At 69.8% G+C, this 26334-nt stretch carries 29 protein-coding genes and 3 tRNA genes; 10 read left to right on the plus strand and 22 right to left on the minus strand.

What is annotated here, in order from left to right; genetic code table 11:
• Positions 1-31: 31 nt before the first annotated feature.
• The 4 genes from recG to VEC04_RS08115 all read left to right on the plus strand — a co-directional run bounded on the left by recG (position 32) and on the right by VEC04_RS08115 (position 3417).
• A complete protein-coding gene (gene recG, locus VEC04_RS08100) occupies positions 32-2131 on the plus strand; it encodes an ATP-dependent DNA helicase RecG (RefSeq protein ID WP_324775646.1) in 2100 nt (699 codons plus the stop codon).
• Positions 2132-2219: 88 nt separating this feature from the next.
• Positions 2220-2540, plus strand: a complete 321-nt coding sequence (locus tag VEC04_RS08105) for a helix-turn-helix domain-containing protein (RefSeq protein WP_324775648.1) — start codon at positions 2220-2222, stop codon at positions 2538-2540.
• Complete coding sequence (locus VEC04_RS08110; RefSeq protein WP_324775650.1) at positions 2537-3001, plus strand: SRPBCC family protein; 465 nt, start codon at positions 2537-2539, stop codon at positions 2999-3001. The genes VEC04_RS08105 and VEC04_RS08110 overlap by 4 nt, the downstream gene beginning before the upstream one ends.
• Before the next feature lie 2 nt (positions 3002-3003).
• A complete protein-coding gene (locus VEC04_RS08115) occupies positions 3004-3417 on the plus strand; it encodes a GFA family protein (protein ID WP_324775652.1) in 414 nt (137 codons plus the stop codon).
• Here VEC04_RS08115 and VEC04_RS08120 read toward each other — a convergent pair.
• Genes VEC04_RS08120 through kdsA form a run of 4 tightly spaced genes read right to left on the minus strand, consistent with a single transcriptional unit; the run spans position 3414 to position 7854 of the window.
• Entirely contained in the window at positions 3414-4517 is a 1104-nt protein-coding gene (locus VEC04_RS08120) for a DUF3089 domain-containing protein (RefSeq protein ID WP_324775654.1), read from the minus strand. The genes VEC04_RS08115 and VEC04_RS08120 overlap by 4 nt on opposite strands.
• Positions 4514-5515 carry an ADP-glyceromanno-heptose 6-epimerase gene (gene rfaD, locus VEC04_RS08125; RefSeq protein WP_324775656.1) on the minus strand — a complete coding sequence of 334 codons (1002 nt, stop codon included), beginning with the start codon at positions 5513-5515 and terminating at the stop codon, positions 4514-4516. The genes VEC04_RS08120 and rfaD overlap by 4 nt, the downstream gene beginning before the upstream one ends.
• Complete coding sequence (rfaE2, locus tag VEC04_RS08130; RefSeq protein WP_324775658.1) at positions 5512-6966, minus strand: D-glycero-beta-D-manno-heptose 1-phosphate adenylyltransferase; 1455 nt, start codon at positions 6964-6966, stop codon at positions 5512-5514. Before rfaE2 ends, rfaD begins: the two co-directional genes overlap by 4 nt.
• A gap of 18 nt (positions 6967-6984) precedes the next feature.
• Positions 6985-7854, minus strand: coding sequence for a 3-deoxy-8-phosphooctulonate synthase (gene kdsA / locus VEC04_RS08135; RefSeq protein ID WP_324775705.1), 870 nt, complete (start codon positions 7852-7854; stop codon positions 6985-6987).
• Positions 7855-8023: 169 nt separating this feature from the next.
• Here kdsA and VEC04_RS08140 point away from each other — a divergent pair, with 169 nt between their 5' ends.
• Together VEC04_RS08140 and sseA are read left to right on the plus strand one after the other, a co-directional pair.
• Positions 8024-9244, plus strand: a complete 1221-nt coding sequence (locus VEC04_RS08140; RefSeq protein ID WP_324775660.1) for a cyclopropane-fatty-acyl-phospholipid synthase family protein — start codon at positions 8024-8026, stop codon at positions 9242-9244.
• Between the two features lie 21 nt (positions 9245-9265).
• Positions 9266-10105 carry a 3-mercaptopyruvate sulfurtransferase gene (sseA, locus tag VEC04_RS08145; RefSeq protein ID WP_324775662.1) on the plus strand — a complete coding sequence of 280 codons (840 nt, stop codon included), beginning with the start codon at positions 9266-9268 and terminating at the stop codon, positions 10103-10105.
• Here the strand turns inward: sseA and VEC04_RS08150 are convergent.
• On the minus strand, positions 10102-11412 hold the full coding sequence (locus VEC04_RS08150; protein ID WP_324775663.1) for a dicarboxylate/amino acid:cation symporter: 1311 nt from the start codon (positions 11410-11412) through the stop codon (positions 10102-10104). The genes sseA and VEC04_RS08150 overlap by 4 nt on opposite strands.
• Positions 11413-11439: 27 nt before the next feature.
• Positions 11440-12507: an amino acid ABC transporter substrate-binding protein gene (locus tag VEC04_RS08155; protein WP_324775666.1), complete on the minus strand. Its 1068-nt coding sequence runs from the start codon at positions 12505-12507 to the stop codon at positions 11440-11442.
• A 127-nt stretch (positions 12508-12634) separates the two neighbouring features.
• Here VEC04_RS08155 and metC point away from each other — a divergent pair, with 127 nt between their 5' ends.
• Complete coding sequence (metC, locus tag VEC04_RS08160; RefSeq protein WP_324775667.1) at positions 12635-13825, plus strand: cystathionine beta-lyase; 1191 nt, start codon at positions 12635-12637, stop codon at positions 13823-13825.
• On the opposite strand, the gene VEC04_RS08165 is transcribed toward metC, so the two are convergent.
• The 5 genes from VEC04_RS08165 to VEC04_RS08185 all read right to left on the minus strand — a co-directional run bounded on the left by VEC04_RS08165 (position 13815) and on the right by VEC04_RS08185 (position 16603).
• Positions 13815-14291: a hypothetical protein gene (locus VEC04_RS08165; protein ID WP_324775669.1), complete on the minus strand. Its 477-nt coding sequence runs from the start codon at positions 14289-14291 to the stop codon at positions 13815-13817. The genes metC and VEC04_RS08165 overlap by 11 nt on opposite strands.
• A 4-nt stretch (positions 14292-14295) precedes the next feature.
• Positions 14296-15069: an exodeoxyribonuclease III gene (locus VEC04_RS08170; protein ID WP_324775671.1), complete on the minus strand. Its 774-nt coding sequence runs from the start codon at positions 15067-15069 to the stop codon at positions 14296-14298.
• Positions 15070-15116: 47 nt separating this feature from the next.
• Positions 15117-16085 carry a magnesium and cobalt transport protein CorA gene (locus tag VEC04_RS08175; protein WP_324775673.1) on the minus strand — a complete coding sequence of 323 codons (969 nt, stop codon included), beginning with the start codon at positions 16083-16085 and terminating at the stop codon, positions 15117-15119.
• A gap of 51 nt (positions 16086-16136) precedes the next feature.
• A tRNA-Arg gene (locus tag VEC04_RS08180) sits at positions 16137-16213 on the minus strand.
• 84 nt (positions 16214-16297) lie between these two features.
• Positions 16298-16603: an ETC complex I subunit gene (locus VEC04_RS08185; RefSeq protein ID WP_324775675.1), complete on the minus strand. Its 306-nt coding sequence runs from the start codon at positions 16601-16603 to the stop codon at positions 16298-16300.
• Positions 16604-16772: 169 nt separating this feature from the next.
• On the opposite strand from VEC04_RS08185, the gene VEC04_RS08190 reads away from it, so the two are divergent.
• Positions 16773-16895 (plus strand): hypothetical protein, encoded by a 123-nt coding sequence (locus VEC04_RS08190; protein ID WP_324775677.1) that lies wholly within the window; start codon positions 16773-16775, stop codon positions 16893-16895.
• A 28-nt stretch (positions 16896-16923) separates the two neighbouring features.
• On the opposite strand, the gene VEC04_RS08195 is transcribed toward VEC04_RS08190, so the two are convergent.
• From VEC04_RS08195 to VEC04_RS08225, 7 genes are all read right to left on the minus strand, one after another.
• A tRNA-Pro gene (locus VEC04_RS08195) sits at positions 16924-17000 on the minus strand.
• 55 nt (positions 17001-17055) lie between these two features.
• Positions 17056-17532 (minus strand): DUF192 domain-containing protein, encoded by a 477-nt coding sequence (locus tag VEC04_RS08200; protein ID WP_324775679.1) that lies wholly within the window; start codon positions 17530-17532, stop codon positions 17056-17058.
• A 94-nt stretch (positions 17533-17626) separates the two neighbouring features.
• Positions 17627-18190 carry a cold-shock protein gene (locus VEC04_RS08205; protein ID WP_324775681.1) on the minus strand — a complete coding sequence of 188 codons (564 nt, stop codon included), beginning with the start codon at positions 18188-18190 and terminating at the stop codon, positions 17627-17629.
• A 239-nt stretch (positions 18191-18429) separates the two neighbouring features.
• A tRNA-Glu gene (locus VEC04_RS08210) sits at positions 18430-18504 on the minus strand.
• Positions 18505-18588: 84 nt separating this feature from the next.
• On the minus strand, positions 18589-20403 hold the full coding sequence (gene recJ, locus VEC04_RS08215; RefSeq protein WP_324775683.1) for a single-stranded-DNA-specific exonuclease RecJ: 1815 nt from the start codon (positions 20401-20403) through the stop codon (positions 18589-18591).
• Positions 20403-21359 carry a class II fructose-bisphosphatase gene (gene glpX / locus VEC04_RS08220; RefSeq protein WP_324775685.1) on the minus strand — a complete coding sequence of 319 codons (957 nt, stop codon included), beginning with the start codon at positions 21357-21359 and terminating at the stop codon, positions 20403-20405. The genes recJ and glpX overlap by 1 nt, the downstream gene beginning before the upstream one ends.
• Before the next feature lie 61 nt (positions 21360-21420).
• The gene (locus tag VEC04_RS08225; RefSeq protein ID WP_324775687.1) at positions 21421-21864 is read right to left on the minus strand and encodes a hypothetical protein; all 444 of its coding nucleotides are present in this window, start codon (positions 21862-21864) and stop codon (positions 21421-21423) included.
• A 93-nt stretch (positions 21865-21957) separates the two neighbouring features.
• Here VEC04_RS08225 and phaC point away from each other — a divergent pair, with 93 nt between their 5' ends.
• Together phaC and VEC04_RS08235 are read left to right on the plus strand one after the other, a co-directional pair.
• A complete protein-coding gene (gene phaC / locus VEC04_RS08230) occupies positions 21958-23925 on the plus strand; it encodes a class I poly(R)-hydroxyalkanoic acid synthase (protein ID WP_324775689.1) in 1968 nt (655 codons plus the stop codon).
• Positions 23922-24302: a hypothetical protein gene (locus tag VEC04_RS08235; protein ID WP_324775691.1), complete on the plus strand. Its 381-nt coding sequence runs from the start codon at positions 23922-23924 to the stop codon at positions 24300-24302. Before phaC ends, VEC04_RS08235 begins: the two co-directional genes overlap by 4 nt.
• 10 nt (positions 24303-24312) lie before the next feature.
• Here the strand turns inward: VEC04_RS08235 and msrB are convergent, their stop codons facing one another.
• The 4 genes from msrB to rpsI all read right to left on the minus strand — a co-directional run.
• Positions 24313-24807: a peptide-methionine (R)-S-oxide reductase MsrB gene (msrB, locus tag VEC04_RS08240; RefSeq protein ID WP_324775693.1), complete on the minus strand. Its 495-nt coding sequence runs from the start codon at positions 24805-24807 to the stop codon at positions 24313-24315.
• Positions 24808-24853: 46 nt separating this feature from the next.
• Positions 24854-25783: an N-acetyl-gamma-glutamyl-phosphate reductase gene (gene argC, locus VEC04_RS08245; protein WP_324775695.1), complete on the minus strand. Its 930-nt coding sequence runs from the start codon at positions 25781-25783 to the stop codon at positions 24854-24856.
• Positions 25780-26040, minus strand: coding sequence for a hypothetical protein (locus VEC04_RS08250; RefSeq protein WP_324775697.1), 261 nt, complete (start codon positions 26038-26040; stop codon positions 25780-25782). The genes argC and VEC04_RS08250 overlap by 4 nt, the downstream gene beginning before the upstream one ends.
• A gap of 72 nt (positions 26041-26112) precedes the next feature.
• Positions 26113-26334 (minus strand): 30S ribosomal protein S9 (gene rpsI / locus VEC04_RS08255; RefSeq protein ID WP_324775699.1); only part of this gene is annotated, 222 nt, incomplete at its 5' end.

Consider the following 26334-nt stretch of genomic DNA (forward strand, 5'->3'; position numbering starts at 1 on the left):
AGACCGGCTTTCGCCAGCTATGCTGTCGCCGATGCGGCCGCCGAGTCTCTTTCCATTGTTCGCCGAGGTCTCGACGCTCAAGGGCGTGGGGCCGAAAATCCTGCCGCTCGTCCAGAAGCTGGCCGGCCCGCTGGTCCGCGACCTGCTGTTCCTGCCGCCCTCGGGCCTGATCGTCCGCCGGCCGATGACCGCGGTCACCGCGGTCGAGGGTCTGGTCGGTGTGTTCGAGGTCGTGGTCGACCGCCTGCTCGTGCCTGGCAGGCCCGGCGTGCCGATCAAGGTCCGGGCTGTCGACCACACCGGCTTCGTCCACCTGATCTGGTTCGGCGGCTCGGCCCAGCATATCGAACGCCTGCTGCCAAAGGGTCAGCGCCGCCTTGTCTCGGGCAAGGTCGAGCGCTTCAACAACGAGGTGCAGATCGTCCATCCGGACGTCTTCACCCCCGCCCAGGCGGACGAGATCGCCGCGGTCGAGCCGGTCTATCCCGCGACGCAGGGGCTGAGCTCCCGCGTCATCCGCAAGCTCGTTCAGAGCGCCCTGGAGCACGCGCCGGATCTGCCCGAATGGCAGGATCCCGCCTGGCTGGCCAGACGCCGCTGGCCCGGCTGGCGCGCGGCGCTGCAGGCCCTGCACGCGCCGACCGCCGAGCCCGATCTCCTGCCCGACGCGCCTGCCCGCCAACGGCTGGCCTATGACGAACTGCTGGCCCACCAGCTCGCCCTCGCCCGCCGCCGTCGCGCCCGCCAGATCACCCCGGCGCCCATCATCACCCCCGGGGAGCCGTCGGAACGGGTGCTTGCGGCCCTGCCCTTCAACCTGACCGGCGCCCAGACCGAGGCCATCGCCGAAATCCGCCGCGATCTGGCTTCGGGCGAGCAGATGGGCCGCCTGCTTCAGGGCGACGTCGGCTCCGGCAAGACGGCCGTCGCGGCGCTGGCGCTCGCCGACACCGCCGCCTCGGGCTTCCAGTCCGCCCTGATGGCCCCCACCGAAATCCTCGCCCGCCAGCACTGGCAGCGCCTCGCGCCGATGCTGGAGGCCTCCGGCGTGCCCACCATCCTGCTCACCGGCCGCGACACGCCCGCCGAGCGCCGCGCCCGACTGGCGGTGCTGGCGTCCGGCGAGGCGAAGGTCGCCATCGGCACCCACGCCCTGTTCCAGGACGCCGTCCGTTTCGACCGGCTGGCGCTGGCGGTGATCGACGAACAGCACCGTTTCGGCGTCAACGAACGTCAGCGACTGCAGGCCAAGGGCGACCCGCGCACCGGCGGCGTCCACCTTCTGACCATGTCGGCCACGCCGATCCCCCGCACGCTGGAGCTGACCCAGTACGGCGAGCTCGAGGTCTCCCGCCTGACCGAGAAGCCGCCGGGCCGCACGCCCGTCACCACGGCCGTCGTGCCGCAGGCCCGCATCGGCGAGGTCGCCAAACGGCTCAAGGCCGCCCTCGACAGCGGGGCGCAGGCCTACTGGATCTGCCCGCTGGTGGCCGAGAGCGAAGCCTCCGACCTCGCCGCCGCGGAGGCCCGCGCCGCCGATCTGCGCCGCATCATGGGCGTCGAGGTCGGCCTCGCCCACGGCCAGATGCCCGGCGCCGACCGCGAGGCCGTGATGGCCGACTTCGCCGACGGCCGGACGCCCCTGCTGGTCGCCACGACCGTGGTCGAGGTCGGCGTCGACGTGCCCAACGCCTCCATCATGGTCATCGAGCACGCCGACCGTTTCGGTCTCGCCCAACTGCACCAGCTGCGCGGCCGGGTCGGGCGCGGCATGGCCGCCAGCACCTGCCTGCTGCTCTACGGTGGCGGCGAGGATGGGCCGGGAACGTCCTTGGGCGAAACCGCCCGTGTCCGGCTCGAGACCCTGCGCCGCACCGAGGACGGCTTCGAGATCGCCGAGGAGGATTTCCGCCTGCGCGGCGGCGGCGATCCGCTGGGCCTGAAGCAGAGCGGCTTTCCCGCCTACCGCTTCGCCGACCCGATCCGGCACCGCGAACTGTTGCTGGCGGCGGCCGACGACGCCCGTCTGGTGTTGGGCCGCGATCCCGATCTGACCTCGCCCCGCGGCGAGGCCGCCAGGGTGCTCGAGGCCCTGTTCGACTGGCGCAACGACCGCCCCGGAATCGACTAGGTCCCTTCCCCTTGCCAGGATGGTCCCCTTTGTGGTTTGACAGGCAGGCAAATACCTGCATATCATCTTCTCACACCGAGTGAGTCCCATGCACGACGACAAGGTCTTCAAGGCGCTGGCCGACCCGACCCGCAGAAAGCTGCTCGACCTTCTCTACGAGAAGAACGGGCAGACCCTCGGCCAGCTCTGCGAAAACCTCGACATGGCCCGGCAATCGGCCACCCAGCACCTCGAAATCCTCGAGGCGGCCAATCTGGTGAGCACGCACAGGCGTGGCCGCGAGAAGCTGCATTTCATCAACCCCGTCCCGATCCACGAAGTCTACGAGCGCTGGGTTCGGAAGTTCGAAACGCAGCGGCTCAGCCTGCTGCACGACCTCAAACAGGACCTCGAAGGAGAGCCGAAATGACCCGCGAAACCGTCAGCTTCGTCTATGTGACCTACATCGCCTCGACCCCGGAAAAGGTGTTCGACGCCATCACCAGGCCCGAACTCGCCCGTCGCTACTGGGGTCACGAGAACGTCTCCGACTGGACCCCCGGATCGAAGTGGGAGCACGTCCGGGCCAACGACGAACGGACCGTCGAACTCGTCGGCGAGGTCGTCGAGCACTCGCCGCCGACCCGCCTCGTCATCACCTGGGCCAACGCCTCCCAGGCCGACGATCCGGACGCCTTCAGCCGCGTGACCTTCGATATCGAGCCCTATGAGGACATGGTCCGGCTGTCGGTCAGCCATGACGATCTCCAGGCTGGCAGCGGCATGGCCAACGGTGTCCAGAAGGGCTGGCCGGTCGTCCTCTCCAGCCTGAAATCCTTCCTCGAGACCGGCCGCGGCCTCGACGTCTTCGCCAAGCCGAAGGCGGCCTGATCGTGAGCCGCTCCTGGACCGGCGGATGCGCATGTGGCGCGGTCCGTTACGAAACGCCGGCCGAGCCCGTCTTCCAGAACCACTGCCAGTGCCGCGATTGTCAGAAGCGGAGCGGCGCGGGGCACGGGTCGTGGCTGACCTTCCCCCGCCGCGCCGAGATGGCGATCGCCGGCGAGGCCAGCGTCTGGCGCGTGATGGCCGACAACGGCAACGAGAAGGCCCACGGCTTCTGCCCGACCTGCGGCACGCCGGTGCATCTGACCTTCTCCTTCATGCCGGACATGATCGCGGTCCCCGCCGCCAGCCTCGACGACCCCGGCCGGTTCAACCCGCAGGCGGTCACCTACAGCGTTCGCCGCCACTCCTGGGACAGGCTGGACCCTGCCTTGCAGACCTTCGACCGCATGCCCGGCTAGGTATGCTGCGCCCACCACGCCGCCAGTCGGGCTTCGGCATCCGCTTCAATATCGCCGTAGAACAGGTTGTATGGGCGCGACTTTCTCCGGTCGGCCCAGCTTCCCGTCTGGCGGAACGACTCGGACTCCGGTTCCGTGTGGCGCAGCAGGCCGCCGCGGCACCGGGTGGCGATCTGGCGCGCCAGAAGAGCCGGGTGCGCGCCCCATTCCAGCCCGGTGGCGTTGGTCGCGCCGCGGTTCTGGCGGGCGTCGACCGCGTCGGTGGACGTCGTCCCCGTTACCGGATTGACGCACAGCGCCTCCCGCTCGCCCAGTTCCACCAGCCGCCCGCGCGCGTCCCAGACCAGCGCTCGCCGCAACCGGCGTCGCGCGGCCCCGTCGTTGCCCTCGCCCACCGGCGAGAAGCCTACCACGCAGCCGACCTGTTTGCGGCTCTCGCAGGCCGGGATCAGCGGCGACAGACCGGCGGCCGGGGTCACCACGTCCATGAGATAGGCCGCGACCAACCGCCGGCGCAGGGCCGGATCGGTCGCCACCCGCTCGCGCAACAGGCGTTCAACCAGCTCGCCGCCCTGCTCCACCCCGGCCAACACGATCGGGCCCTCTGGATGGCGGGCGAGCCACGTCTCGAAGGCGGCGACGACGTCCTGGTATGCGAAGGCCCGCGCCTCGCGGGCATCGTCCCTCAGGGTCAGCCGTGTGTAGAGGCTGCCCTGCCGGTATCGGGGCGCGCTGACCGCCCCCAGCCGCGCGAACGGCCCCGCATAGTTCGGCAGCACCACGCGTCTGAGGTAGGCGTCGGCCTTGGGATGGCCGATCGGCCCGTTCCAGTCGCGGCCCCCGTCGAAGGTGGTCGAATGCACGAAGAAGATCGCCGCCGGTCCCGCGTCGGGCGCCCGGGCGTCGCGCAGCGCCCAGGCGTTCGGCCGACCGTAGTCGGGCGCCGGGGGCGGCTGATAGGTCTGGAAGGGCGCCTGCGGGTCGAGCCCCGCCCTCAGGATGTCCCCGCGCCACACCGCCACGGCTGCGGTCAGCAGGAAGACCAGCGCGAAGCCGATCCAGCCGGTCCACTGCCGGGCGGTCAGCCTCGGCCCCTTCATCGATACGGGTCCGCTGTGGCCAGGAAGTCCTGCACATAGCGGCGGACGCCCTCTTCCAGCGGCGTCGACTGGCCGCCGAAGCCAGCCGCGCGGACCCGTTCCATGCGGGCCTCGGTGAAATACTGGTATTTGTCGCGGATGCTCTCGGGCGTATCGACGTATTCGACCCGCGCTTCCTTGCCGGCCGCGGCGAAGGTCGCCTCAGCGAGGTCGAGGAAGGACCGCGCCCGGCCAGACCCGGCGTTGAACACCCCCGACACCCCAGGTGTTCCCAGCAGCCAGTCGACGATGTCGACCACGTCGTCGACGAAGACGAAGTCGCGCAACTGGCCGCCGTCGGGATAGGCCGGATTGTGCGATCGGAACAGGGTCACCGGTTCACCGGCGGCGACCTTCGGCCAGATCTGCGCCACGACCGACTTCATGCCGCCCTTGTGGTACTCGTTCGGCCCATAGACGTTGAAGAATTTCAGCCCCGCCCACTGGCTCGGCGACTGCCCCCGGTCCGACTGCCGCGCGGCGTACTGGTCGAACAGCATTTTCGAATAGCCATAGGCATTTAGCGGCCTAAGCGAAGCCAGTCCCTCAAGACTGTCGTCGTCCTGGAAGCCCTGCTCGCCGTCGCCGTAGGTGGCCGCCGACGAGGCGTAGACCATCCGGGCGTCCCTCAGCGCGCACCAGTCCCAGATGTCCCGCGACAGGGTGAAGTTGGTGCGGATGATCAGGTCCGCATCCGTCTCCGTGGTCGAGGAGACGGCGCCCATATGCACCACGGCCTCGATCCGTCCGGAATGGCGCTCCAGCTGTTCGAACAGCTCCTCGGGCTGCCAGAAGTCGGCGATCGGGTGTTTGGCGATGTTCTTCCACTTGCCCAGCGCCGCGTCCTCCAGCCGGTCGCAGACGACGACGTCGCGCCGGTCCTCGGCGCACAGGCGTGCGACGATGTTCGAGCCGATGAAGCCGGCCCCGCCGGTGACCACGATCATCCGCCGGCTCATGCGTCGTCCTTCATCTTCTCGATAGTCTTCGTGGTCGAATAGCCGTCCTCGAAGGTGGCCAGCCTGACCTCGCCGCCCCAGCTCTCGACGAGGTCGCCGCCGACCACCCCCTGGCGGGTATAGTCCGCCCCCTTGATCAGCACATCCGGCCGCAGTCGTTCGATCAGCGCCAGCGGCGTGGGCTCGTCGAACGAAGTGACCCTGTCGACGCTGGCGAGCCCGCCGATGACCACGGCGCGGCTGTCGAGGTCGTTGATCGGGCGCCCCTCGCCCTTCAGCTGCCGCACCGAGTCATCCGTGTTCAGCGCCACCACCAGCCGGTCGCACCACGACCGCGCCTGCGCCAGATAGGCCACGTGGCCGCGGTGCAGGATGTCGAAACAGCCGTTGGTGAAGCCGACCTTCAGCCCCTGCCGCTTCCAGCCCTCGACCACATGCGCCAGCTCCTCCAGCGGCATCACCTTGGCGTGGGCCCCGGCGGCGTGCTGGCTCATCTCGGCGTCGATCAGTTCGGCGGGCGTGACCACGGCCGTGCCCGCCTTGCCGACCACCACGCCCGAGGCGAGGATGGCGAACTCCACCGCCGTCTCCAGCGGCGCCCCCGCGCCGAGCGCCAGCCCCAGCGCCGCCAGACCCGTATCGCCGGCCCCCGAGACATCGAAGACCTCGCGCGCGCGGCCGGGGAAATGCTTCACGGGTCCGTTCCGCCGCATCAGACTCATGCCCTTGCCGGCGCGGGTCACCACCACTGCCTTGACGGTCGTGGCCTGCAGCAGGGCCTTCAGCGCCGCCTCGACCTCGGCGTCGGTGTCCACGGGCAGGCCCGTGGCCCCGGCCAGTTCGCTGGCGTTCGGCTTGATCAGCTCGACGGCGCCGTAGCGGGCGAAATCCCGCCCCTTGGGATCGACCACGACCGGCGCGCCGGTGTCCTGCGCCGCCTTCAGCGCCTGGCCGATGACCAGATCACTGACCACACCCTTCGCGTAGTCCGACAGCAGATAGACGGAAGCGCCTGCGAATGCGCCGCTTTCCTCCCCCATCAGTGAGGCGGCTTCCTCGTCCAGCCGCAGCAACTGCTGGCCGGCGGCCACAAAGCGCGTCTTGACGATGGTGGCCACGCCGCCCCGCCGCTCCACCGCGTCCTCGATGCCGGCCTCGGCCGCGATCAGCGCCGCCAGCTCGTCGCCGGCCGCATCCCGGCCCGCCACCGCCCCCAGCCGCGCTACGCCGCCCAGGGCCGCCACGTTGCGCGCCACATTGCCGACGCCGCCCGGCATCGCCGTGGTGCGCCGCGTCCGCAACACCGGAATGGGAGCTTCGGGCGAAATCCGGCTGACCTCGCCATACACGTAACGGTCCAGCATCAGGTCGCCGACGCAGGCCACCTTCAGTCCGCGCACGCGTTCCAGCAGCGCCTGCAGTCCGCCGAGATCGAGAGTCCGTTCAGCCATGACCCTGGCCTATCGGATTCACGCCGCCTTCGCCATCCGGGCCTTGGTCAGGTCGTCGTAGGCGATCAGATCGGCGCACAGCGCCTCGAACTGGTCCAGCGGCACCATGTTCGGCCCGTCCGACGGAGCGTTGTCGGGGTCCTGATGGGTTTCCATGAACACCGCGTCGACGCCCACGGCCACGGCCGCCCGCGCCAGCACCGGCACGAACTCGCGCTGGCCGCCCGAGGAGGTGCCCTGCCCGCCCGGCTGCTGCACGCTGTGGGTGGCGTCGAACACCACGGGACAGCCGATCTCGCGCAGCACCGGCAGGGCCCGCATGTCGCTCACCAGGGTGTTGTAGCCGAAGCTGGCCCCGCGCTCGCAGGCCATGACGTTCGGATTGCCCGCCCCGACCACCTTGGCGATGACGTTCTTCATGTCCCAGGGCGCGAGGAACTGGCCCTTCTTGATGTTGATCGTCTTGCCGGTCGCCGCCGCGGCCAGCAGCAGGTCGGTCTGGCGGCTGAGGAAGGCGGGAATCTGCAGCACGTCCACCGCCTGGGCCGCCTCGGCGCAGTGCGCCTCGTTGTGCACGTCCGTGAGCACCGGCAGGCCGACGCTCTCGCGGATTTCCGCGAAGATCGGCAGCGAGCCTTCCAGCCCCAGCCCCCGCGCGGCGTTGGCGCTCGTCCGGTTGGCCTTGTCGAAACTGGTCTTGTAGATGATGCCGACGTTCAGCCGCTCGCCGATCTCCTTCAGCGCTTGGGCCATCTCCAGCGCATGCTGACGGCTCTCCAGCTGACACGGGCCGGCGATAAAGACGATGCGCTGGCCCCCGCCGATGCTGACGGGGCGCTTCAGCCCGTCCTTGATGTCGATGATGGCGTTGGGCTTGGACACGGCGATCTTCCCGGAATGACGGCTGGACGGCGCGCCTCCTGAGGCGCCTCTGCGGCGATCAGGTGGCGCCGGACCTTCGGCTTGGCAAGCTACACGGCGGCCGCGACCAAGGCCACCGCGCCAGCTTCACCGGGGGGATTGACGATCCGGCCGTTCCGACCCCACCTTTCCACCCATGACGACGGTGACCGTCGACCGCCAGCAGGCCGCCGCCCGCACGCCGCGCGGGTTCGGCCTGCTGCTGCGTCTGCTGGCCTCCAACTGGACCTTCGGCCGGCTGACCGTTCGGCTTCCCGGCGGCGCCGCCCATGTGCTGGAAGGTGGCGAGCCGGGCCCCTCGGCGACTCTCGACATCCGTGATTACCGATTCGCCGGCCGCGTCCTCGCCTCGGGCGATATCGGATTCGCCGAGGGCTATATGGCCGGCGAGTGGGAGACGCCGCATCTGGCCGCCCTGCTCGAGGCGCTGGCCCGTAACGGAGACCACATCCGGCGGCTGATGGTCGGCAACCGACTCATGAAGACCCTCCACTGGCTGTCGCACCGGATGAACCGCAACAGCCGTTCGGGATCGCGCAAGAACATCCACGCCCACTACGACATCGGCAACGCCTTCTACGCGGCCTGGCTCGACCCCTCGATGACCTATTCCTCGGCGCGCTTCACCCGCGCCGGCATGGCGCTGGAGGCCGCCCAGCACGAGAAATACGCCGCCCTCGCCCGTGCCATGGACCTTCAGGCCGGGCAGTCCGTGCTCGAGATCGGCTGCGGCTGGGGCGGCTTCGCCGAGTTCGCGGCGAAGGAGGTCGGCGCCCGCGTCACCGGTATCACCATCTCGCGCGAACAGTTCGACTTCGCTCGCCAGCGGATGTTCAACCTCGGCCTGTCCGAGCGCGCCGACATCCAGTTGATCGACTACCGCGACGTGCAGGGCCGCTTCGACCGCGTCGCCTCGATCGAGATGTTCGAGGCCGTCGGCGAGGAGTACTGGCCGGTCTATTTCGGCAAGATCCACGAGGTGCTGGAGCCCGGCGGCCGCGCGGGCCTTCAGATCATCACCATCGAGGACGCGGCCTTCGCCCGCTATCGCAAGCGCACCGACTTCATCCAGAAATACATCTTCCCCGGCGGCATGCTGCCGTCGGAAGCCGCGCTGAAGCCGGTCGTCGCCGCCGCCGGCCTCCACTGGCGCGGCCTTGAGCGTTTCGGCCTCGACTATGCCGAGACGCTGCGGCTGTGGGACGAGCGTTTCCAGGCCGCCTGGGACGACATCACCCGCATCGGCGGCTTCGACGAGCGCTTCCGCCGCCTGTGGCGCTTCTATCTGGCCTATTGCGAGGCCGGCTTCCGCACCGCCCGCACCAATGTGATCCAGCTGAGCCTTTCGCGCGCCTGAGGCGGGGTCCAGGGTAGCCGCATGCCCGAGCTCCCGCCGCTGATCTCGACCGCCGAACTCGCCGCCCGCCTGAACGAGCCGGACCTCCGCCTCGTCGACGCCAGCTGGCATCTGGACGGCCGCGACGGCCGGCCGGATTTCGAAGCCGCCCGCCTGCCCGGCGCGGTCTTCTTCGATCTCGAGGCCAGTTCCGATCCGGACAGCAGCCTGCCGCACATGCTGCCCTCGCCGGAAGCCTTCGGCGCCCGCATGGGATCGCTGGGCCTGCGCGAGACCGATCACCTCGTCGTCTACGACACCGTCGGCATCCGCTCGTCCGCCCGGGCCTGGTGGATGTTTCACGTCATGGGGGCTTCGCGGGTGCAGGTGCTCGACGGCGGCCTGCCGAAATGGCGCGCCGAGGGCCGCCCGGTGGAGTCCGGTCCGCCGGGTCCGGTCAGGCCCGCGGTCTTCACCGCCCGTCTCGACGCCGCCGCCGTCGCCGATGTCGAGGCCGTCCGCGCCGCCCTCGCCGGCGAGGCCCAGGTGATCGACGCCCGCGCCGCCGACCGTTTCGAAGGCCGCGCTCCCGAACCGCGCGCCGGCCTGCGCTCCGGCCACATGCCCGGCGCCCTGAACCTGCCCTTCCCCCACATCCTTGCCGCGGACGGGACGATGAAGCCTGCGGGGGAACTGGAGACCGCCTTTCGCGCCGCCGGCGTCGATCCCGATCGACCGGTCGTCACCAGCTGCGGCTCCGGCGTCACCGCCGCCATCCTCAGCCTCGGCCTCGCCGCCCTCGACCGCCCTTCCCGCCTCTACGACGGCAGCTGGGCCGAGTGGGGCGGACGGCCCGATACGGGCGTCGTGACCGGCCCCTAGGCCGGCGGCGCGACAGGCTCCTCCAGACCCGGCGGCACTACCTCGTCGCTCTCGCCGCGTGAGACCACCGTGGCCGCCACCAGGTCGCCGGTGACGTTCAGCGTGGTCCGGCACATGTCGAGGAAGCGATCGACGCCGAGGATCAGTCCAATGCCTGCGGCCGGCACCCCGACCATGGTCAGGATCAGGGCGATCACCGGCAGCGATCCGGCCGGCACGCCCGCCGTCCCGATGCCGCCGAGGATGCAGACCAGCATGACGACCAGCTGCTGCGTCAGGTTCAGTTCGACCCCGAAGAACTGGGCCAGGAACAGCACCGTGACTCCCTCGAACAGGGCGGTGCCGTTCTGGTTGGCCGTGGCGCCGACGGTCAGCACGAAGCGCGAGATGCGCCGGGGCAGCTTCAGCTTCTCCTCGGCCGCCTTGATGGCGATCGGCAGGGTGGCGTTCGACGAGGCGGTCGAGAAGGCCACCACGAACGGCTCGCGCACGCCATTGGCGAACCGCAGGGGGCTCATGCCACCGAAGATCCAGACCAGCAGCGGGTAGACCACGAACATGTGGATCGCCATCGCCCCGACGGCGACGAGGGCGTAGGCGCCCAGCCGGACCAGCAGGTCCCAGCCGAACACCGCGGCGAGGTTGAACATCAGGGCAGCGATGGCGATCGGGGCCAGTTTGATGACGAGGTTGATGAGCTTCATCATCACCTCGAACACGCCCTGCAGCGTCTCCTGCAGCTGGTCTGTGGCGCGGCTCTTGGCCATGACCATGCCGATGCCGAAGATCAGGGCGAAGACCATGACCGGCAGGATCTGGTTCTCCGCCGCCGCCGTCACGACGTTCGACGGAATCATGTCGAGGAAGAACTGGCCGGCCTCGATGCTCTTCGGCGCATTGCCGACGATGGCCGAGGCGCCCTCCGCGCCCTGCGCCAGCAGCTGCTGGGCCAGGACCGGATCGACTCCGTCGCCGGGACGGAACCAGTTGACCATGCCGAGGCCGATGCCGACCGCGATGGCGGAAACGAGGATGGTGAACAGCAAAGTCTTGTAGCCGACCCGTCCCAGCGACTTCAGGTCGCCCATCTCGGCCACGCCCACGGCCAGGGCGGCGAACAGCAGCGGCAGAACCAGCATGAACAGCAGGCGCAGGAAGATCTGCCCCACGGCCACGATGATATCCATCACCTCGGGGATGACGACCTGGCCGGTCAGATTGACGTAGAGCCCGCCCCCGAGCCCGACGACAAAGCCGAGCAGCATCCAGAGATAGAGCGGAATCCCGCCGCGTTTCGTCTTTTCCATAGGTCCCCCCGGCCTCGGCCGATGTCGTTACCGGATCGGCAGGGCGTAGATCAGGCCGCCCGGCCGAGCGCGCCATTGTGCGTTAAGGCCCCGCGCCAGGTCGAGCGATGAATCAGGGCCGAGATTGCGGTTGAAGATTTCACCATAGTTGCCAGAGGCTTCTATGGCGTTCCTCGCCCATTCCTTCGATAGTCCCATGGTCGGCCCGAGGTCACCTTCCACGCCCAGCAGGCGGCGAATCTGCGGATCGCGCGATTCCTCGGCCAGCCGGTCGGCGTCGTCGGCGGTGACGCCCAGCTCCTCCGCCAGGATCAGGGCGTTGAGGGTCCAGCGCACGATCGAGGTCCAGGATTCGTCTCCGCGCTTCACCGCCGGGCCCAGCGGCTCCTTGGAGATGACGTCAGGCAGGATGGCGTGCTGCTCGGGGTTCGACAGCAGCGTCCGCGCCGCCGCCAGGGCCGAGATGTCGGCGCTGAAGGCGTCACAGTCCTCGCGCGCATAGGCGGTGCGGGCCGCCTCCTCGTTGGCGGTGACCACGGGCCGGTATTCGATGCCCCGCGCCCGGAAGAAGTCGGCCGCGTTCAGCTCCGAGGTGGTCTCGCGCTGCACGCAGACCCGGGCCCCGTTCAGCTCCTGCGCGCTGGCCAGATCCAGCGAGCGGCGGACCAGAAAGCCCTGCCCGTCGTAATAGTTGACCCCCGCGAAGCGGATGCCCTCCGAGACTTCGCGCGACATGGTCCACGACGTCGCCCGCCACAGCACGTCGATGCGGCCGCCGCGCAGGGCGTCGAACCGCTGGCTCGACGTCAGCGGCACGAACCGCACGGCGTTGGGATCGCCCAGCACCGCCGCCGCCAGCGCCCGGCAGAAGTCGGCGTCGAAGCCCCGCCACTCGCCGCGATTGTCGGTATAGGCGAAGCCGACCAGCCCCTCGTGCACGCCGCAGTTCAGCCGCCCGCGCCGCTTGATCGCCTGCAGGGTCGGGCTGGCGAACTCTGGGGCTTCGGTGGCGGCCACGACCGGCGCCGTTTCGGTTTCGGCTCCACGATCGCCGCCGCCGCACGCCGCCGTCGTCAGGCCGAGGGCCAGGATCATGCCCGCCGCTGTCGTTCGCCGAACCGCCTCTGACCGCATCCCGCTCCTCGCCGAGCCATTCCAGACCTTGCGCCCCCGCCTGCTTTAGAGGCTTTTGGAGGCTGAACCGCAACCCTTGATCGGCCCCATGACGGACCAGCCAGATCCGCCCGACCGCAGCGTCCGCACCCGCCTGATCGCCCCGGCCACGCGGCGCGGCGCTGGCCGCCGGCCGGTCAGCCCGCCGGTGGAACGCGCCTCGACCCTGCTCAACGACGACCCGGCCGCCATGCGGGACGGAAGCGGCGGTCCGGTCTACGGCATCGAGGACCTCACCGCCGCCCGCGAGCTGCGCGCCGCCCTCGTCGATCTCGAAGACGCGGCCGACGCCTGGCTGGTGCCCAGCGGACTCGCCGCCGTCACCGTGCCCCTGATCGCCCTGTTGAGGCCCGGCGACGAGGTGCTGGCCACCGACGCCCTCTACGGCCCGACCCGCCGCTTCCTCAACCGCCACCTGAAGGCGCGGGGGATCACGACCACCTTCCATGCGGCGGGCGCCTCGACGGCCGGGATTCTCGCGGCCATGACCGACCGCACCCGGCTGCTGCTCATCGAGTCCCCGGCCTCGCTGACTTTCGAGCTGGTCGACGTCCCTGCCCTCGCCGGCGCCTGCCGCGAGCGGGACGTGCTGACGGTCATGGACAACACCTGGGCCGCCGGCCTCGCCTTCCGCCCGCTGGCGCACGGCGTCGACGTCAGCGTGCAGGCGGTGACCAAATACGTCGCCGGCCACTCCGACCTGCTGATGGGCTCCATCGCCGTGGCCGGACCCGCCGTCGGCCGCCCGGTCTCCGAAACGCTTGAGGATCTCGGCTGGCGCGTCTCGCCCGATGACGCCTGGCTGGCCCTGCGCGGACTGCGCACCCTGCCGCTGCGCTACGCCGAACAGGCCCGCTCCGCCCTTACGGTGGCCGAATGGCTGCAGACCCGCCCCGAGGTCGCGCAGGTTCTCTACCCCGCCCTCCCCGGCGCGCCCGGCCACGACCTGTGGACCCGCGACTACACGGGCGCCGCCTCCATTTTCGGGGTCGTCCTGAACGGCGGGTCCGAAGCGGCCGCCCACGCACTGATGTCCGCGCTCCAACTGTTCGGCCTCGGCTATTCCTGGGGCGGGTTCGAGAGCCTGATCACCCACGAGACCGGCCAGCTGGCGTTTCGCCGCTCCCCCCCTGCGCTTGCCGGTGAACTCCTCCGCCTCCACGTCGGCCTCGAGGACCCCGCCGACCTGATCGCCGACTTCGAGCGCGGTCTCGCCGCCTGGAGCGCCGTTAGCCGCTGAGCTTCGCCCGCGCCGCCTTCAGCCTGGCCTTCAGGTCGTCCCGCGCCTTCCTCTGCCGCTTCGCCAGCGCCGTCGCCCGCCGTTCCAGCGCCTCGCGCTCGGCTTCCAGCACCGCCGTCTCCTCCGCCTGCGCCTCGTCCAGCTCGTCCAGCTCCGCCTCCAGCGCCTCGACCCGCGCCCGGGCCTTTGCATCCGACTTCGGCTTCTCGGGTTTCGGCTTCGCCTTCGGCGCCTTCGTCCGCTCGACCTTGCCGATGTCCACCGAGAGACCGCGCTCGATCAGTTCGCCCGGCGAGGCCAGCGCCGCCGCCTTGTCGGGCCCGACGTCGATCTCCCTCGCCGAGCCGTCCTTGAACAGGTCGCGCTTCACGCCCCAGGCTTCCAGCGCCTTGGCCCGCGACGACGCCGCCACCGTCCACGAGTGGAAGCCGTCCGAATAGCAGAACACCTTCAGCTTTCGCGCCATCGTCTCAGTCCAGCTCGATCCATACCGGCGCGTGGTCGCTGGCCCGCTCGCGCCCGCGCACCTCCCGGTCCACCCCCGCATCCGTCAGCCGTTCCGCCGCCGCCGGGCTGAGCAGCAGATGGTCGATGCGCAGCCCCGCGTCCCGCTCCCACGCCTGCCGGAAATACTGCCAGAAGGTCCACGGCGGCGGATCGGCGGGGTAGCGCTCCCGCAGCGCGTCGGTCCAGCCCTGGTCCAGAAGCCGCGCGAACGCCGCCCGGCTCTCCGGCTGCAGCAGGGCGTCCTTCTTCCACGACCGGCTGTTGTAGATGTCCGCCTCCGTCGGCACGACGTTGTAGTCGCCCGCCAGCACCACGGGCGCCCCGCTGGCCAGCAACGCCTTCGCATGGGCGTTCAGCCGCTCCATCCACGCCAGCTTGTAGTCGAACTTCGGGCCCGGCTGCGGATTGCCGTTGGGCAGGTAGAGCGAGGCGACCAGGACCCCGTCCACCGCCGCCTCCAGATAGCGGCTCTGGGCGTCGGCGGGCTCGCCCGGCAGGCTGCGCCGCGTGACCACGGGTTCCGCGTCCCGGGTCAGGATGGCCACGCCGTTCCAGCGGTGCTCGCCCTTCCACACCGCGTGATAGCCCAGCGCCCGGATCGCAGCCGCCGGGAATTGCGCGTCGGTGGCCTTCAGCTCCTGCAGGCAGCAGACGTCCGGCCGCGCCGACTCCAGCCACTGCAGCAGATTGGCCAGCCGGGTGTTGATCCCGTTGATGTTGAAGGTGGCGATCCGCACCGCACCTGAACGGCTCCGCTGGCCGGCGGGTTGCCGGGATCAGGCCGCTACAGCCAGCGCGCCCGCTTGAAGCGCACATACAGGCTGGCGCAGATGCCGGCGATCACCGCCAGAACGACCCAGTAGCCATAGGGGCTTTCCAGCTCCGGCATGTAGTCGAAATTCATCCCGTAGATGCCGGCGATGGCGGTCGGCACCGCGAGAATGGCCGCCCAGGCCGCCAGCTGCCGGGTGATGGCGCCGGTCCGCTGCTGCTCCAGCAGATTGCTGAACTCGAACACCGAGGTCAGCACCTCGCGCAGGCCGTCGACCATCGCCTGCACCCGTCGCACGTGGTCGAGGACGTCGTTGAAATAGGGCCGCGCCTCGACATCGATGCAGGGCAGCTCCAGCCGGATCAGCTTGGCCGCCACCTCGCCCGCCGGGCCGAGCACGCGCTGGAACCGGATCAGCTCGCGCCGGATCTCGAAGATGCGGTTGACCTCGCCGCGCGTCAGGAACTGGTCGACGGTCTTGTGCTCCATCGACAGCACCTCTTCCTCGACCGCCTCCACGAGCGGCAGATAGCCGTCGACGACGAAGTCGAGGATGGCGTGCAGGACATAGTCCACGCCTTGCGCCAGCAACTGCGGAGACGCTTCCAACTGGGCCCGCAAGGCCGCATGGCCACGGGTGGAGCCGTGCCGCACGCTGATCAGATGGCTGTGGCCGACGAAGATCGCCGTCTCGCCATAGCTGATCCGCCCCTCCTGCAGCGCCGCCGTCCGCGCCACCACGAATAGCTGGTCTCCGTAGACGTCTAGCTTGGGCAACTGCGCCCCCTTGGCGGCGTCCTCGACCGCCAGCGGATGGAGCCCGTACGCCTGCTGCAGCGCGCGCAGTTCCTCGGCCGTCGGATCGACGACGCCGATCCATACGAACTGCGACTTGTCGCCCGGACAGTCGATCCGCTCGTCGATCGCGACCTCGCGAACGCGTTTCCCGTGGCTGTAGAGATAGGCGGCGACGACGCTCATGCCTTGTCCGTATTACGGAAACCCGCGCCCGCAAAGCGCCGCTCGAACCCGTGGCGCGCCCAGCAGGACTCGAACCTGCAACCGTCCGCTTAGAAGGCGGGTGCTCTATCCGGTTGAGCTATGGGCGCCCGATGGCAGCGCGAGCGTTAGCCGCCCTGACCCCGCGGCTCAAGCAGCGAGCCGCCGCGCGGCCAGCGTTAGCCGCCCAGAATTCAGTGCGTCCAGGGCACCTTGCGGTTGGTGGCGAAATTGTCGGCGTAGGCCTTGAGGATGACCGGCGCCTCCTGCGCCTCATGCAGGCGAAACGGAATCCCGTAGCGCTCGGCGTAGGCGACCGCCTCCTCCTGCGAGTCGAACTCCAGCCGCACCTGGCCGTTCATGTCCGCCGAGCTGGTCCAGCCCATCAGCGGATCGATGGTCCGCGCCGACGCCGGCTCGAACTCCAGCCGCCAGTGTCTGGTGTTGCCCTTGCCGGACTGCATCGCGGTCTTGGCGGGGCGGTAGATGCGGGCGAGCATGGTTGACCTCTTCGGACCGGCCGTCGCCGGGGCCGTCCGGCTCTAGAAGCCTTCCGCCCGACGATCAAGACTGCGGCCCTGCATCGGATGAAGAAGGGTTTGTCCGCTCCATGACACAGGAACCAACCCAACGGCCACGCTCTTTTCGGGCGGGCCGGGAGGACAACGGGTGATCGTGAACGAGTACAAGGGTGGCGACCGTGAGGCTCGTCCCGCTGTCCGCAAGGCCAGGGGCGGCCTGCTCTACCACCTGTTCATGAAATGGTTCGGCGGCGCGGGTTTCCGGACCTGACCGCAGGGCGGCAGGAACCCCTTCGTGCTGGTCGGGGCGAGAGGATTCGAACCTCCGACCCTCTGCTCCCAAAGCAGATGCGCTACCAGGCTGCGCTACACCCCGATCCAGAGCCGGGGTGTTTGCCACGCGGCGCGGCGGCCCGCAACGCGGGCGGCGACTATTCCGAAGCGAAGAACGGGTGGCGCACCCGGTCGCCCGGCTTGGCTCCGATCTCGTCGGCCCGGCCGGCGCGGATTTCCAGCACCCCGGCCGCCGGCCCGTTCGACGGAATGATCGCGTCGGAATTCGGCGTCACGCGCTCGGCGATCGAGACGATGCGCCCCCAGGAGTCGATGTAGATGATGTCCAGCGAGCTGGGCGTGTTGTGCATCCAGAAGCCGCGCTCGGCCACGTCGGGGAACTGGAACAGCATGCCGCGGTCGTCGGCCAGCGGCTCGCGGTGCATCAGGCCCTGCTGGCGCTCCGCCTCGTCGTCGGCGATCTCGACCATGAACCGGTGCTCGCCGGTCGAGGTGACGACCGTCAGCGGCTCCAGCGGATCGCCGTTCGGGCCCGTGGCCGTGCCGGCGCCGGCGCATCCGGCCAGCAGGACCAGACCGGCGACACCCGCCAGGAAGCTGCGACGTACCAACATCATTCCACCCTCGAGACAGTTCGCCGCAATTTGCGCCGATCCGCGCGCGCGGCAAGCCCCAGCATAGCCGCGGTCCGCTGCGAGGAAAGCGCGATCAGTCGGCCGGGCGGATTTCCGCGACCACCAGCCCCTTGGGGCCCTCGGCGAAGCGCACGGCCACGGGCTCGCCGGGGATCAAGTCGTCCAGCCCGCAGCGCCGCAGGGTCTCGACGTGGACGAAGATGTCGCCCGGCTTGCCGTCGCGCACCACGAAGCCGTAGCCCTTGGTCCGGTTGAACCATTTGACGATGGCCGTCTCCATGACGCCGTCGCCGGGATCGGCGGGGGCCACGGCGCGGCTGTCCCGCCGCAGACCGTCGTAGCCGCCCCGCCGCGGGGCGGCCACGGCGTCCGGATCGCCCTCGCCCAGGTCATGAACCTCGGTCACCTGCCAGCCCTTGGGGCGGCGGGCGCAGTCGCAGGTGATGGGGGCGCCTTCAGCGGCGGTGTCGCGCCCGCTGTCGCGAAGACTGGAGATGTGCAGCAGCACATCCTTCATGTCGGTCAGCTTCGGCTCATCGGGCACGATGAAGCCGTATCCCTTGCCGGGATCGAACCATTTCACCCGGCCGGCGATACGCACCGTCTCGACCGTCTCAACGCCCTCGTAGTCGGACACCGTCTTCCCCCTGCCCGCGCGTGCTGCGGACAGGGCTTGTTTAACACGGTTCTGTGAAGCCCGGAAAAGGCAAAAACGCCGGTTTCAGCCCGGAGGCGAATAATTTTTGCAACTGATGCCTGTAATCGGTTTCATGCGAGGCGCATCCGATCCTTCGCGGACAATGACGCAGCCGTCGATATCGTCGCGACCGGGCAGTCGGCGAGGCTTCGAACAGGCATGAAGGGGAAGGCCCCGCGTGGCAGTCCCTAGGGGAATCGAACCCCTCTTTTCAGGTTGAAAACCTGACGTCCTAACCGATAGACGAAGGGACCGCTGCGCGGGGAAGCGGCGATATAGCCGCCGATTCCGCGGGGTGCAAGCGGCTTTGCCGTAGAAAAACGCGATCGGCGTTCGGCTTAGGCCATGCGCGGATCGGCGACGTCCTCGATCTCGAACTGCACCCCGCGCCGGCCGTTCCAGTCGTCGGCCTTCAGCCGTCCGGCGATGCTCAGTCCGCCCTGCCCGGCCAGCAGCGCCTTGCCTGACGGCAGGTCGGCGCAGCGCCATGCGATGGCCTTCACCGACGCCCCGTCGGCCCCGACCAGCCGGCAGCGCACATGGCCGCCGTTCATGGCCACGGGCTCGCGCACGCTGACGTGCTCCAGGGCGAACAGCGGCTCCGGATTGGCCGGCCCGAACGGCGCCAGCTGTTCGAACTGCTCGAACAGGCCGCGCGTCGCCGCGCCCGGATCGACCAGGGCGTCGATCTCGACCCCGTCCAGCGCCTCCGCCGCCGCCTGCTCGCCGGCCATCCGCTCGTTGAGGAAGTCGCGCAGGCGGGCGATCCCGTCGGCCCGAACCGTCAGCCCCGCCGCCATGGCGTGGCCGCCCCCCGCCATCAGCACGCCCGCCTCCCAAGCCGCCTGCACCGCGCGTCCGAGGTTCATGCCCGGCTGCGAGCGCCCGGAGCCCTTGCCGACGCCGTTCACCGCATCGACCCCGATCACCACCACGGGCTTGCGCCAGCGTTCGCGCAGCCGCCCGGCCACGATGCCGACCACGCCCGGGTGCCACTCGTCGCCCTCGATCACCACCACGGCCGAGCCGTCGGCATGGGCGCCCGAGGCCTCGACCATCCGCGTCGCCTGCTCGGTCACCTGCCGCTCGACCTCGCGTCGGGCGATGTTCAGGGCATCCAGCTCCTGGGCCAGCGCCATCGCCTCGTCCGGGTCATCGGTCGACAGCAGCCGCGCCCCGAGGTCCGACCTGCCGATCCGCCCGCCGGCGTTGATGCGCGGACCGAGGATGAAACCGGCGTGGTTGCATTTCGCCGGTCCAGGCTCGCCGCCCGCCGCCGCCAGCAGGGCCCTCAGCCCCGGATTGCGCCATTCCGACATGACCCGCAGCCCAAGACTGGTCAGGGCCCGGTTGAAACCCGTCAGGCCGGTGACGTCGCAGATCGCCCCCATGGCCGCGAGATCCAGCCACTGGCGGATGTCCGGCTGTTCGCGGCTCTCGAACATTCCCCGCCGCCGCGCCTCGCGGTTCAGCGCCGCCAGCAGCACGAACACCACGCCCGCCGCCGCCAGATTGCCCTGCCCCGAATTGCAGCCCGGCCGGTTGGGATTGACCACGGCGGCGCACACCGGCGGATGCTCGCGCATCATGTGGTGGTCGATGACCACGACCTTGAGCCCGATCGCCGCCGCATGCGCCACGGCCTCGTTGGCCGCCGCGCCGCAGTCGACCGTGATGACCAGTTCCGCCCCCGAGGCCTTCAGCGTGTCGAAGGCCTTGGGGCTGGGGCCGTAGCCCTCGGTCATCCGGTCGGGCACATAGATCGGAAGGTCGGCGCCCATGGCCCGGAACCAGCGCACCAGCAGGGCCGCGCTCGACGCGCCGTCGACGTCGTAGTCGGCGAACACATGGATGGAGACCTGCGCCTGCAGGGCGTCGAGGATCGCCTCCGCCGCCGCGTCCATGTCCATGAAGCTGGACGGGTCGGGGAACAGGGCCTTCAGCGTGGGGGTGAGGAAGTCCGCGCCCTGATCGGCCCTGACCCCCCGCGCCGCCAGCGCCCGGGCCAGCGGCTCCTCCAGGTTCAGCGCCTGCATATGGGCGCGGATCAGCCCCGCCTCGGCCGGCCTCTGCCGCCAGGCGCGCCCGGACAGCGAGCGGGAGACGCCCAGAAAAGCGGGCCCAAAACCTCGGACCGCTCCCCCGTCCGCCATCAGAACGGCCGTCGCGTATGGATGCGCTGGATGGTCCGGGTCGAGGAATCCATCACCAGCGTATGCGTCGTGACGAAGCCGTCGCGCACCATCACCCCGTCCAGCATGGCGCCCTTGGTCACGCCGGTGGCGGCGAAGACGGCGTCCTTCGAGACCAGCTCGTGCAGGTCGTACTTGCGGTCGAAATCCGTGACCCCGGTGCGCTGGGCCCGGGCCCGCTCGTCGTCGTTGCGGAAGATCAGCCGGCCCTGGAAATGGCCGCCGACGCACTTCAGCGCACTGGCGGCCAGCACGCCCTCCGGCGCCCCGCCGGATCCCAGATACAGGTCGATGCCCGTCTCCGGCTCGGCGGTGTGGATCACCCCGGCCACGTCGCCGTCGGTGATCAGCACCACCTTGGCCCCGACCTCGCGCAGCGCCGCGATCAGCTCCGCGTGGCGCGGCCGGTCCATGACGCAGACGGTGATGTCCCGCGGATCGACTCCCTTGGCCGAGGCCAGCGAGCGCACATTCTCCTGCGGCTTCATATCCAGATCGACCGTGCCCGGCGCATAGCCCGGCCCGATGGCGATCTTGTCCATATAGGTGTCGGGCGCATGCAGCATGCCGCCGCTCGCCGACATCGACAGCACGCACAGGGCGTTGGCCATGGCCTTGGCCGTCAGGGTGGTGCCCTCCAGCGGATCGAGGGCGATGTCGATGGCCGGCCCCTTCCCGGTGCCGACCTTCTCGCCGATGTAGAGCATCGGCGCCTCGTCGCGCTCGCCCTCGCCGATGACGATCCTGCCGTCGATGTCGAGCGCGTTCAGCGCCGTACGCATGGCGTCGACGGCCAGCTGGTCGGCCTGCTTCTCGTCGCCTCGGCCGATCTGGGCGTAACTGGCGATGGCCGCCAGTTCGGTGACGCGCGCGGCGTCCGCGGCCAGCGTGGAAGCATAGGGGGCCGGTCCGGCCATGGGCGTTCTCCTGAGGACGATGATCCCGGGATTCTGTCGTCCCGGCGACCGTTAGTGTGGATCAGCGGCGATCGACCGGCGGCGGGGCGCGGCCGCGCTCGCGGGTGCGGCGGGCGAATTCCTCGATCTCGGCGGCGGTCTCCGCCGTCACCGGCGCCACCTCGACGGCGGCGACCCGCTCCCGCACGCCCTCGGCGAAGGCGGTCGCGTCGCCGGTCGTCAGCCATTCGATCCGCGCCGTCGCATCGGCCAGTTCGCCGCCCGTGGTTTCCAGCGTGGCCACCCGCGCGGCGATCACGGCGGGCTCGGGCCCGGCCTCCTGCGATTTCGGGAAGTCGGCCCAGCGCGGGTATTCGCGGTTGGCGTCGACCAGCGCCTGGACCCGGGGGGCCACCGGCGACGTCGGGTCCGTCTCCGGATCGAACGCTCCCGCGCAGGCGGTCAGGCCGGCCGTGGCGACGGCGGCGGCCAGGACCGCTGCGAATTTCCGGATCGGCGCGTTCATGTCAGGGGCGGTCATATGCCATGATGACGGCGGGCGGAAGGGCGACAACCGCCCCTACGACCGATCCTGACGCCTCCTCCGGAGCTTTCGTGCATGGCCAAGCGTCCGACCACTCCGTCCGCCGACGCCCCTCGCGCGCCGCGCAAGTCCGGCCGCCCCACCTCGGCCAAGCCCCCGCGCCCCCGCGCGGGGAAGAAGGCCGCCGAACAGCCTGCCCCCGCGCCGGAGCCCGCCCCCGAACCGCGGACCGCGCCTGAGGCCGCCCCCTTCGCCCTCCCCGGCGGAGACCAGCGCCAGATGATCGAGACCCTGTCGCTGAACCTGGCCCGCGCCGCCATGACCGCCCAGGCCGCCATCGCCGAGGCCGCCCTGTCGCAGGCCGACCGCCCCGCCGCCCTGTCGCCCGACCCTTTCAACGTCGGCCCGGCCATGACCCAGGTGATGAGCGGGCTCGCCTCGCGCCCGGACAAGCTGTTCGCCGCCCAGGCCGACCTGTTCAACCGCTACATGGACCTGTGGGCCACCACGACCCGCCGCGCCGCCGGCGAGGAGATCCCCGCCGCCCCCGAGCCAAATGACCGGGTCGACAAGCGCTTCAAGGACCCGGCCTGGTCCGAGAACCCGATGTTCGACGTCATGCGCCAGTCCTACCTGGTCACCGCCGACTGGATGAACGGCCTGGTCTCCTCGGTCGAGGACATCGACCCGCGCACAAAGCGCCGCGCCGAGTTCTTCACCAAACTTCTGACCGACGCCTTCTCCCCCTCCAACTTCCTCGCCTCCAATCCCGCCGCGCTGAAGGCCCTGGCCGAGACCAACGGCGAATCGCTGGTCAGGGGGATGCAGAATTTCGCCGCCGATCTGGAGCGCGGCGCCGGCAAGCTGAAAATCAGCCAGGCCGACTACGGCCGCTTCGAGGTCGGCAGGAACGTCGCCACCGCCCCCGGCCAGGTCGTCTGGCGCGACGAGCTGTTCGAGCTGATCCAATATGACCCCGCGACAGAGAAGCAGCGCGAGATCCCGCTGCTGATCTTCCCGCCGTGGATCAACAAATTCTACATCCTCGACCTGCAGCCGGAGAACTCGATGATCCGCTGGCTGTCCGGCCAGGGCTTCACCGTCTTCGTCTGCTCCTGGGTCAATCCGGACGTCGACAAGGCGAACTACGGCTTCGACGACTATCTGCAGAAGGGCATCTACCGCGCGGTCGAGAAGGCGCTCGAGCAGTCGCGGGCCGGGCACATCAACACCGTCGGCTACTGCATCGGCGGCACCCTGATGGGAGCGGCCCTCGCCCATATGGCGGAACACGGCGACGACCGCGTCACCGCCAACACCTTCTTCGCCGCCCAGCACGACTTCGCCGAGGCCGGCGACCTGCTGCTGTTCACCGACGACCACTGGCTCAATGAGATCGAGCAGCAGATGGACGCGGCCGGCGGCGTCCTGCCCGGCGCGGCCATGGCCGACACCTTCAACGCCCTGCGCGCCAACGACCTGATCTGGTCCTTCTTCGTCAGCAACTACCTGATGGGCAAGGACCCGCCCGCCTTCGACCTGCTGTTCTGGAACGCCGACCAGACCCGCATGCCGAAGAAGTTGCACCTCGACTACCTGCGCTCGATGTACGGCCGCAACGCCCTCTCCAGAGGCGAGTTCGAGATCGGCGGAGTCCGCGCCGACCTCTCGAAGGTGAAAATCCCCCTCTATTTCCAGGCCAGCCGCGAGGACCACATCGCGCCGATGAACTCGGTCTACCGCTCGGCCAGGGCTTTCCCGAACGCCGACGTGACCCTGACCCTGGCCGGCTCGGGCCACATCGCCGGCGTGGTCAACCCGCCCTCGGCGAAGAAATACCAGCACTGGACCAACCCGGCCCTGCCGCCCACCCTCGCCGAATGGCAGGCCGGCGCTGAGGAGCATCCCGGCAGCTGGTGGAACCATTGGGCCGACTGGCTGCACGCCCGCTCCGGCGGCTGGGTGCCGGCCCGCGACCCGCAAAAAGGCCCCCTTCCGGCGATAGAACCGGCCCCCGGCTCCTATGTGAAGGTGAAGTCTTGAAGCGTCTCGAACCGAACCTGCTTCTGGCCCTGTCCACCGGCCTCGGCCTCGTCCTCGTGGTGGTCACGGCCAGCTTCTACGGCGCGGCGCCCCGCCTCCTGCGCGATACCTTGCTGGCGGTCGCCTGCTCGGCCGGCTTCGTGCTGCTCAACCCGCTGTTGCAGCGGCGCATGAAGTTCGCGCCGCGCCCGCCGATGATCCATCGCGACCGGCCAGGCACGGCGGTCTGGGCCGGCCTCTTCCCGCTCGCCGTCATCTTCGCCGCCGCCGTGCCGATCTTCTGGCCCGGCCACGACTACGGCCTGCTGGTGATCATCGCCGCCGTCTGGTTCGGCGTCACCCTCGAGTCCGCCATCAAGGCGCTCAGGCAGGCCTGATCCGCGTTGGTCAGGCCGGTACAAACTTGAGGGCTACCCCGTTGTTGCAATAGCGCTTGCCCGTCGGCCGCGGCCCGTCGTCGAAGATATGCCCCTGATGCCCCAGGCACCTGGCGCAGTGATATTCGGTGCGCGGAATACCGATCGCGTAGTCCGTCTTGGTGCCGATGTTGGCGGCGATCACCTGATAGAAGCTCGGCCAGCCGGTGCCGCTGTCGTATTTCCATTGCGACCGGAACAGCGGCAGCTCGCAGCCCCGGCACACGAAGGTCCCGGCCCGGTGCTCGTCGTTCAGCGGGCTGGTGAACGGCCTTTCCGTCGCCTCGTGCCTCAGCACGTCATAGCTCGCCCGCGGCAGCCGCGCCCGCCACTGCGCATCGGTGATCCGCCGGAACGGGGAGTTCGCATACCGCCGCTCCGACGCATCCACCGGCCCAGGCGTGCAGGCGCTCACAGCGGCGGCGCCGACGGTGAGCAGCAGTTGGCGGCGGGAGACATGGGTCATGACCGCTGATAGGTCGGCACGACCGGCGCGGATGCAAGGGCGGCGATCAGTTCAGGCCGGCGGCCTCGTCCAGACCCAGCATCAGGTTCAGGTTCTGCACCGCCGCCCCGGACGCTCCCTTGCCGAGGTTGTCCAGCAACGCCACGAGCCGGACCTGCTCCCCGCCCCGGTCCCCGAACACATGCAGCCGCATCCGGTTGGTCCCGTTCAGCCCTTCCGGATCGATCCCGGTCATGGCCTCCGTCGTCTCCAGCTCCGCGACCTCGACGAAGCGGGCGCCGGCATAGGCCTCGGTCAGCGCCCCGTGCACCACCTCGACCGACGGCGAGCCCGGCAGAGCGCCCAGGTGCAGTGGAACCTCGACCAGCATCCCCTGGCGGTAGGCCCCCACCGCCGGCGCGAACAGCACCGGCCGCTCCAGCCCCGAGTGTTTCGTCATCTCCGGCACATGCTTGTGCTTCAGCGTCAGCCCATAGGCCCGGTACGGCTCCGCTCCCGCCTCGAATTCCGCGATCATCGCCTTGCCGCCGCCGGAATAGCCCGACACCGCATTGACCGTCACCGGCCACCCCGCGGGCACGATGCCCGCGCTGACCAGCGGCCTCACCAGCCCGATGAACCCCGTCGGATAGCAGCCCGGGTTCGACACCCGCGTCGCCGCCGCGATCTTTGCCCGCTGGCCCGGCGCCATCTCCGCGAAGCCGTAGGTCCAGTCCGGATCGACGCGGTACGCCGTCGAGGCGTCGATCACCCGCGCCGCCGGGCTTTCGATCATCGCCACGGCTTCTTTCGCGGCGTCATCCGGCAGGCACAGGATCACCGCGTCGGCCCCGTTCAGGGCCTCCCGCCGCGCCTCCACGTCGCGCCGCCGGTCGCCGAGCAAAATCAGCTCCAGATCGCCACGCGCCTCCAGTCGCTCGCGGATCTCCAGCCCCGTGGTCCCGGCCTCGCCGTCGATGAAGATGGTGTGGGTCATGGATGGCCCCGATAGAGGGTCAGAAGAGCCGTAGTTCCGTTGAAGGCTGCCAGCAACAACAGCCCGATAACGACGAGGAGCGGGAGCGCGGCCAGCCAGAGCGCCTTCGGCCTCTTCAGCCTTCGCAGTTCCGGATTTCTGGCGGAAGCACCCCAGTCCCGATCAGACAACATCATCCAGAGAACGTAAGAGAACCAGACGAGCAGGACGATCGCCGTGATCAGCAGAACGACATCCCAAACGACCGACAGCAGCATGGTGACCTCCAAAGAAGAAGGGCGCTCCGGTTTCCCGAAGCGCCCCCATCCATAACCGCTTTCGCGATCCGCCTAGCGCTTCGAGAACTGGAAGGACTTGCGGGCCTTGGCGCGGCCGTACTTCTTGCGCTCGACGACGCGGCTGTCGCGGGTCAGGAAGCCGTGCGGCTTCAGGACCGGGCGCAGCGCCGGCTCGTAGTGGGTCAGGGCGTGCGACAGGCCGTGGCGGATGGCGCCCGCCTGGCCCGACAGGCCCGAGCCCTCGACCGTGCAGACCACGTCGAACTGGGTCTC

The sequence above is a fragment of the Brevundimonas sp. genome, from assembly GCF_035626535.1.
In the GTDB taxonomy this organism is placed as follows: Bacteria; Pseudomonadota; Alphaproteobacteria; order Caulobacterales; family Caulobacteraceae; genus Brevundimonas.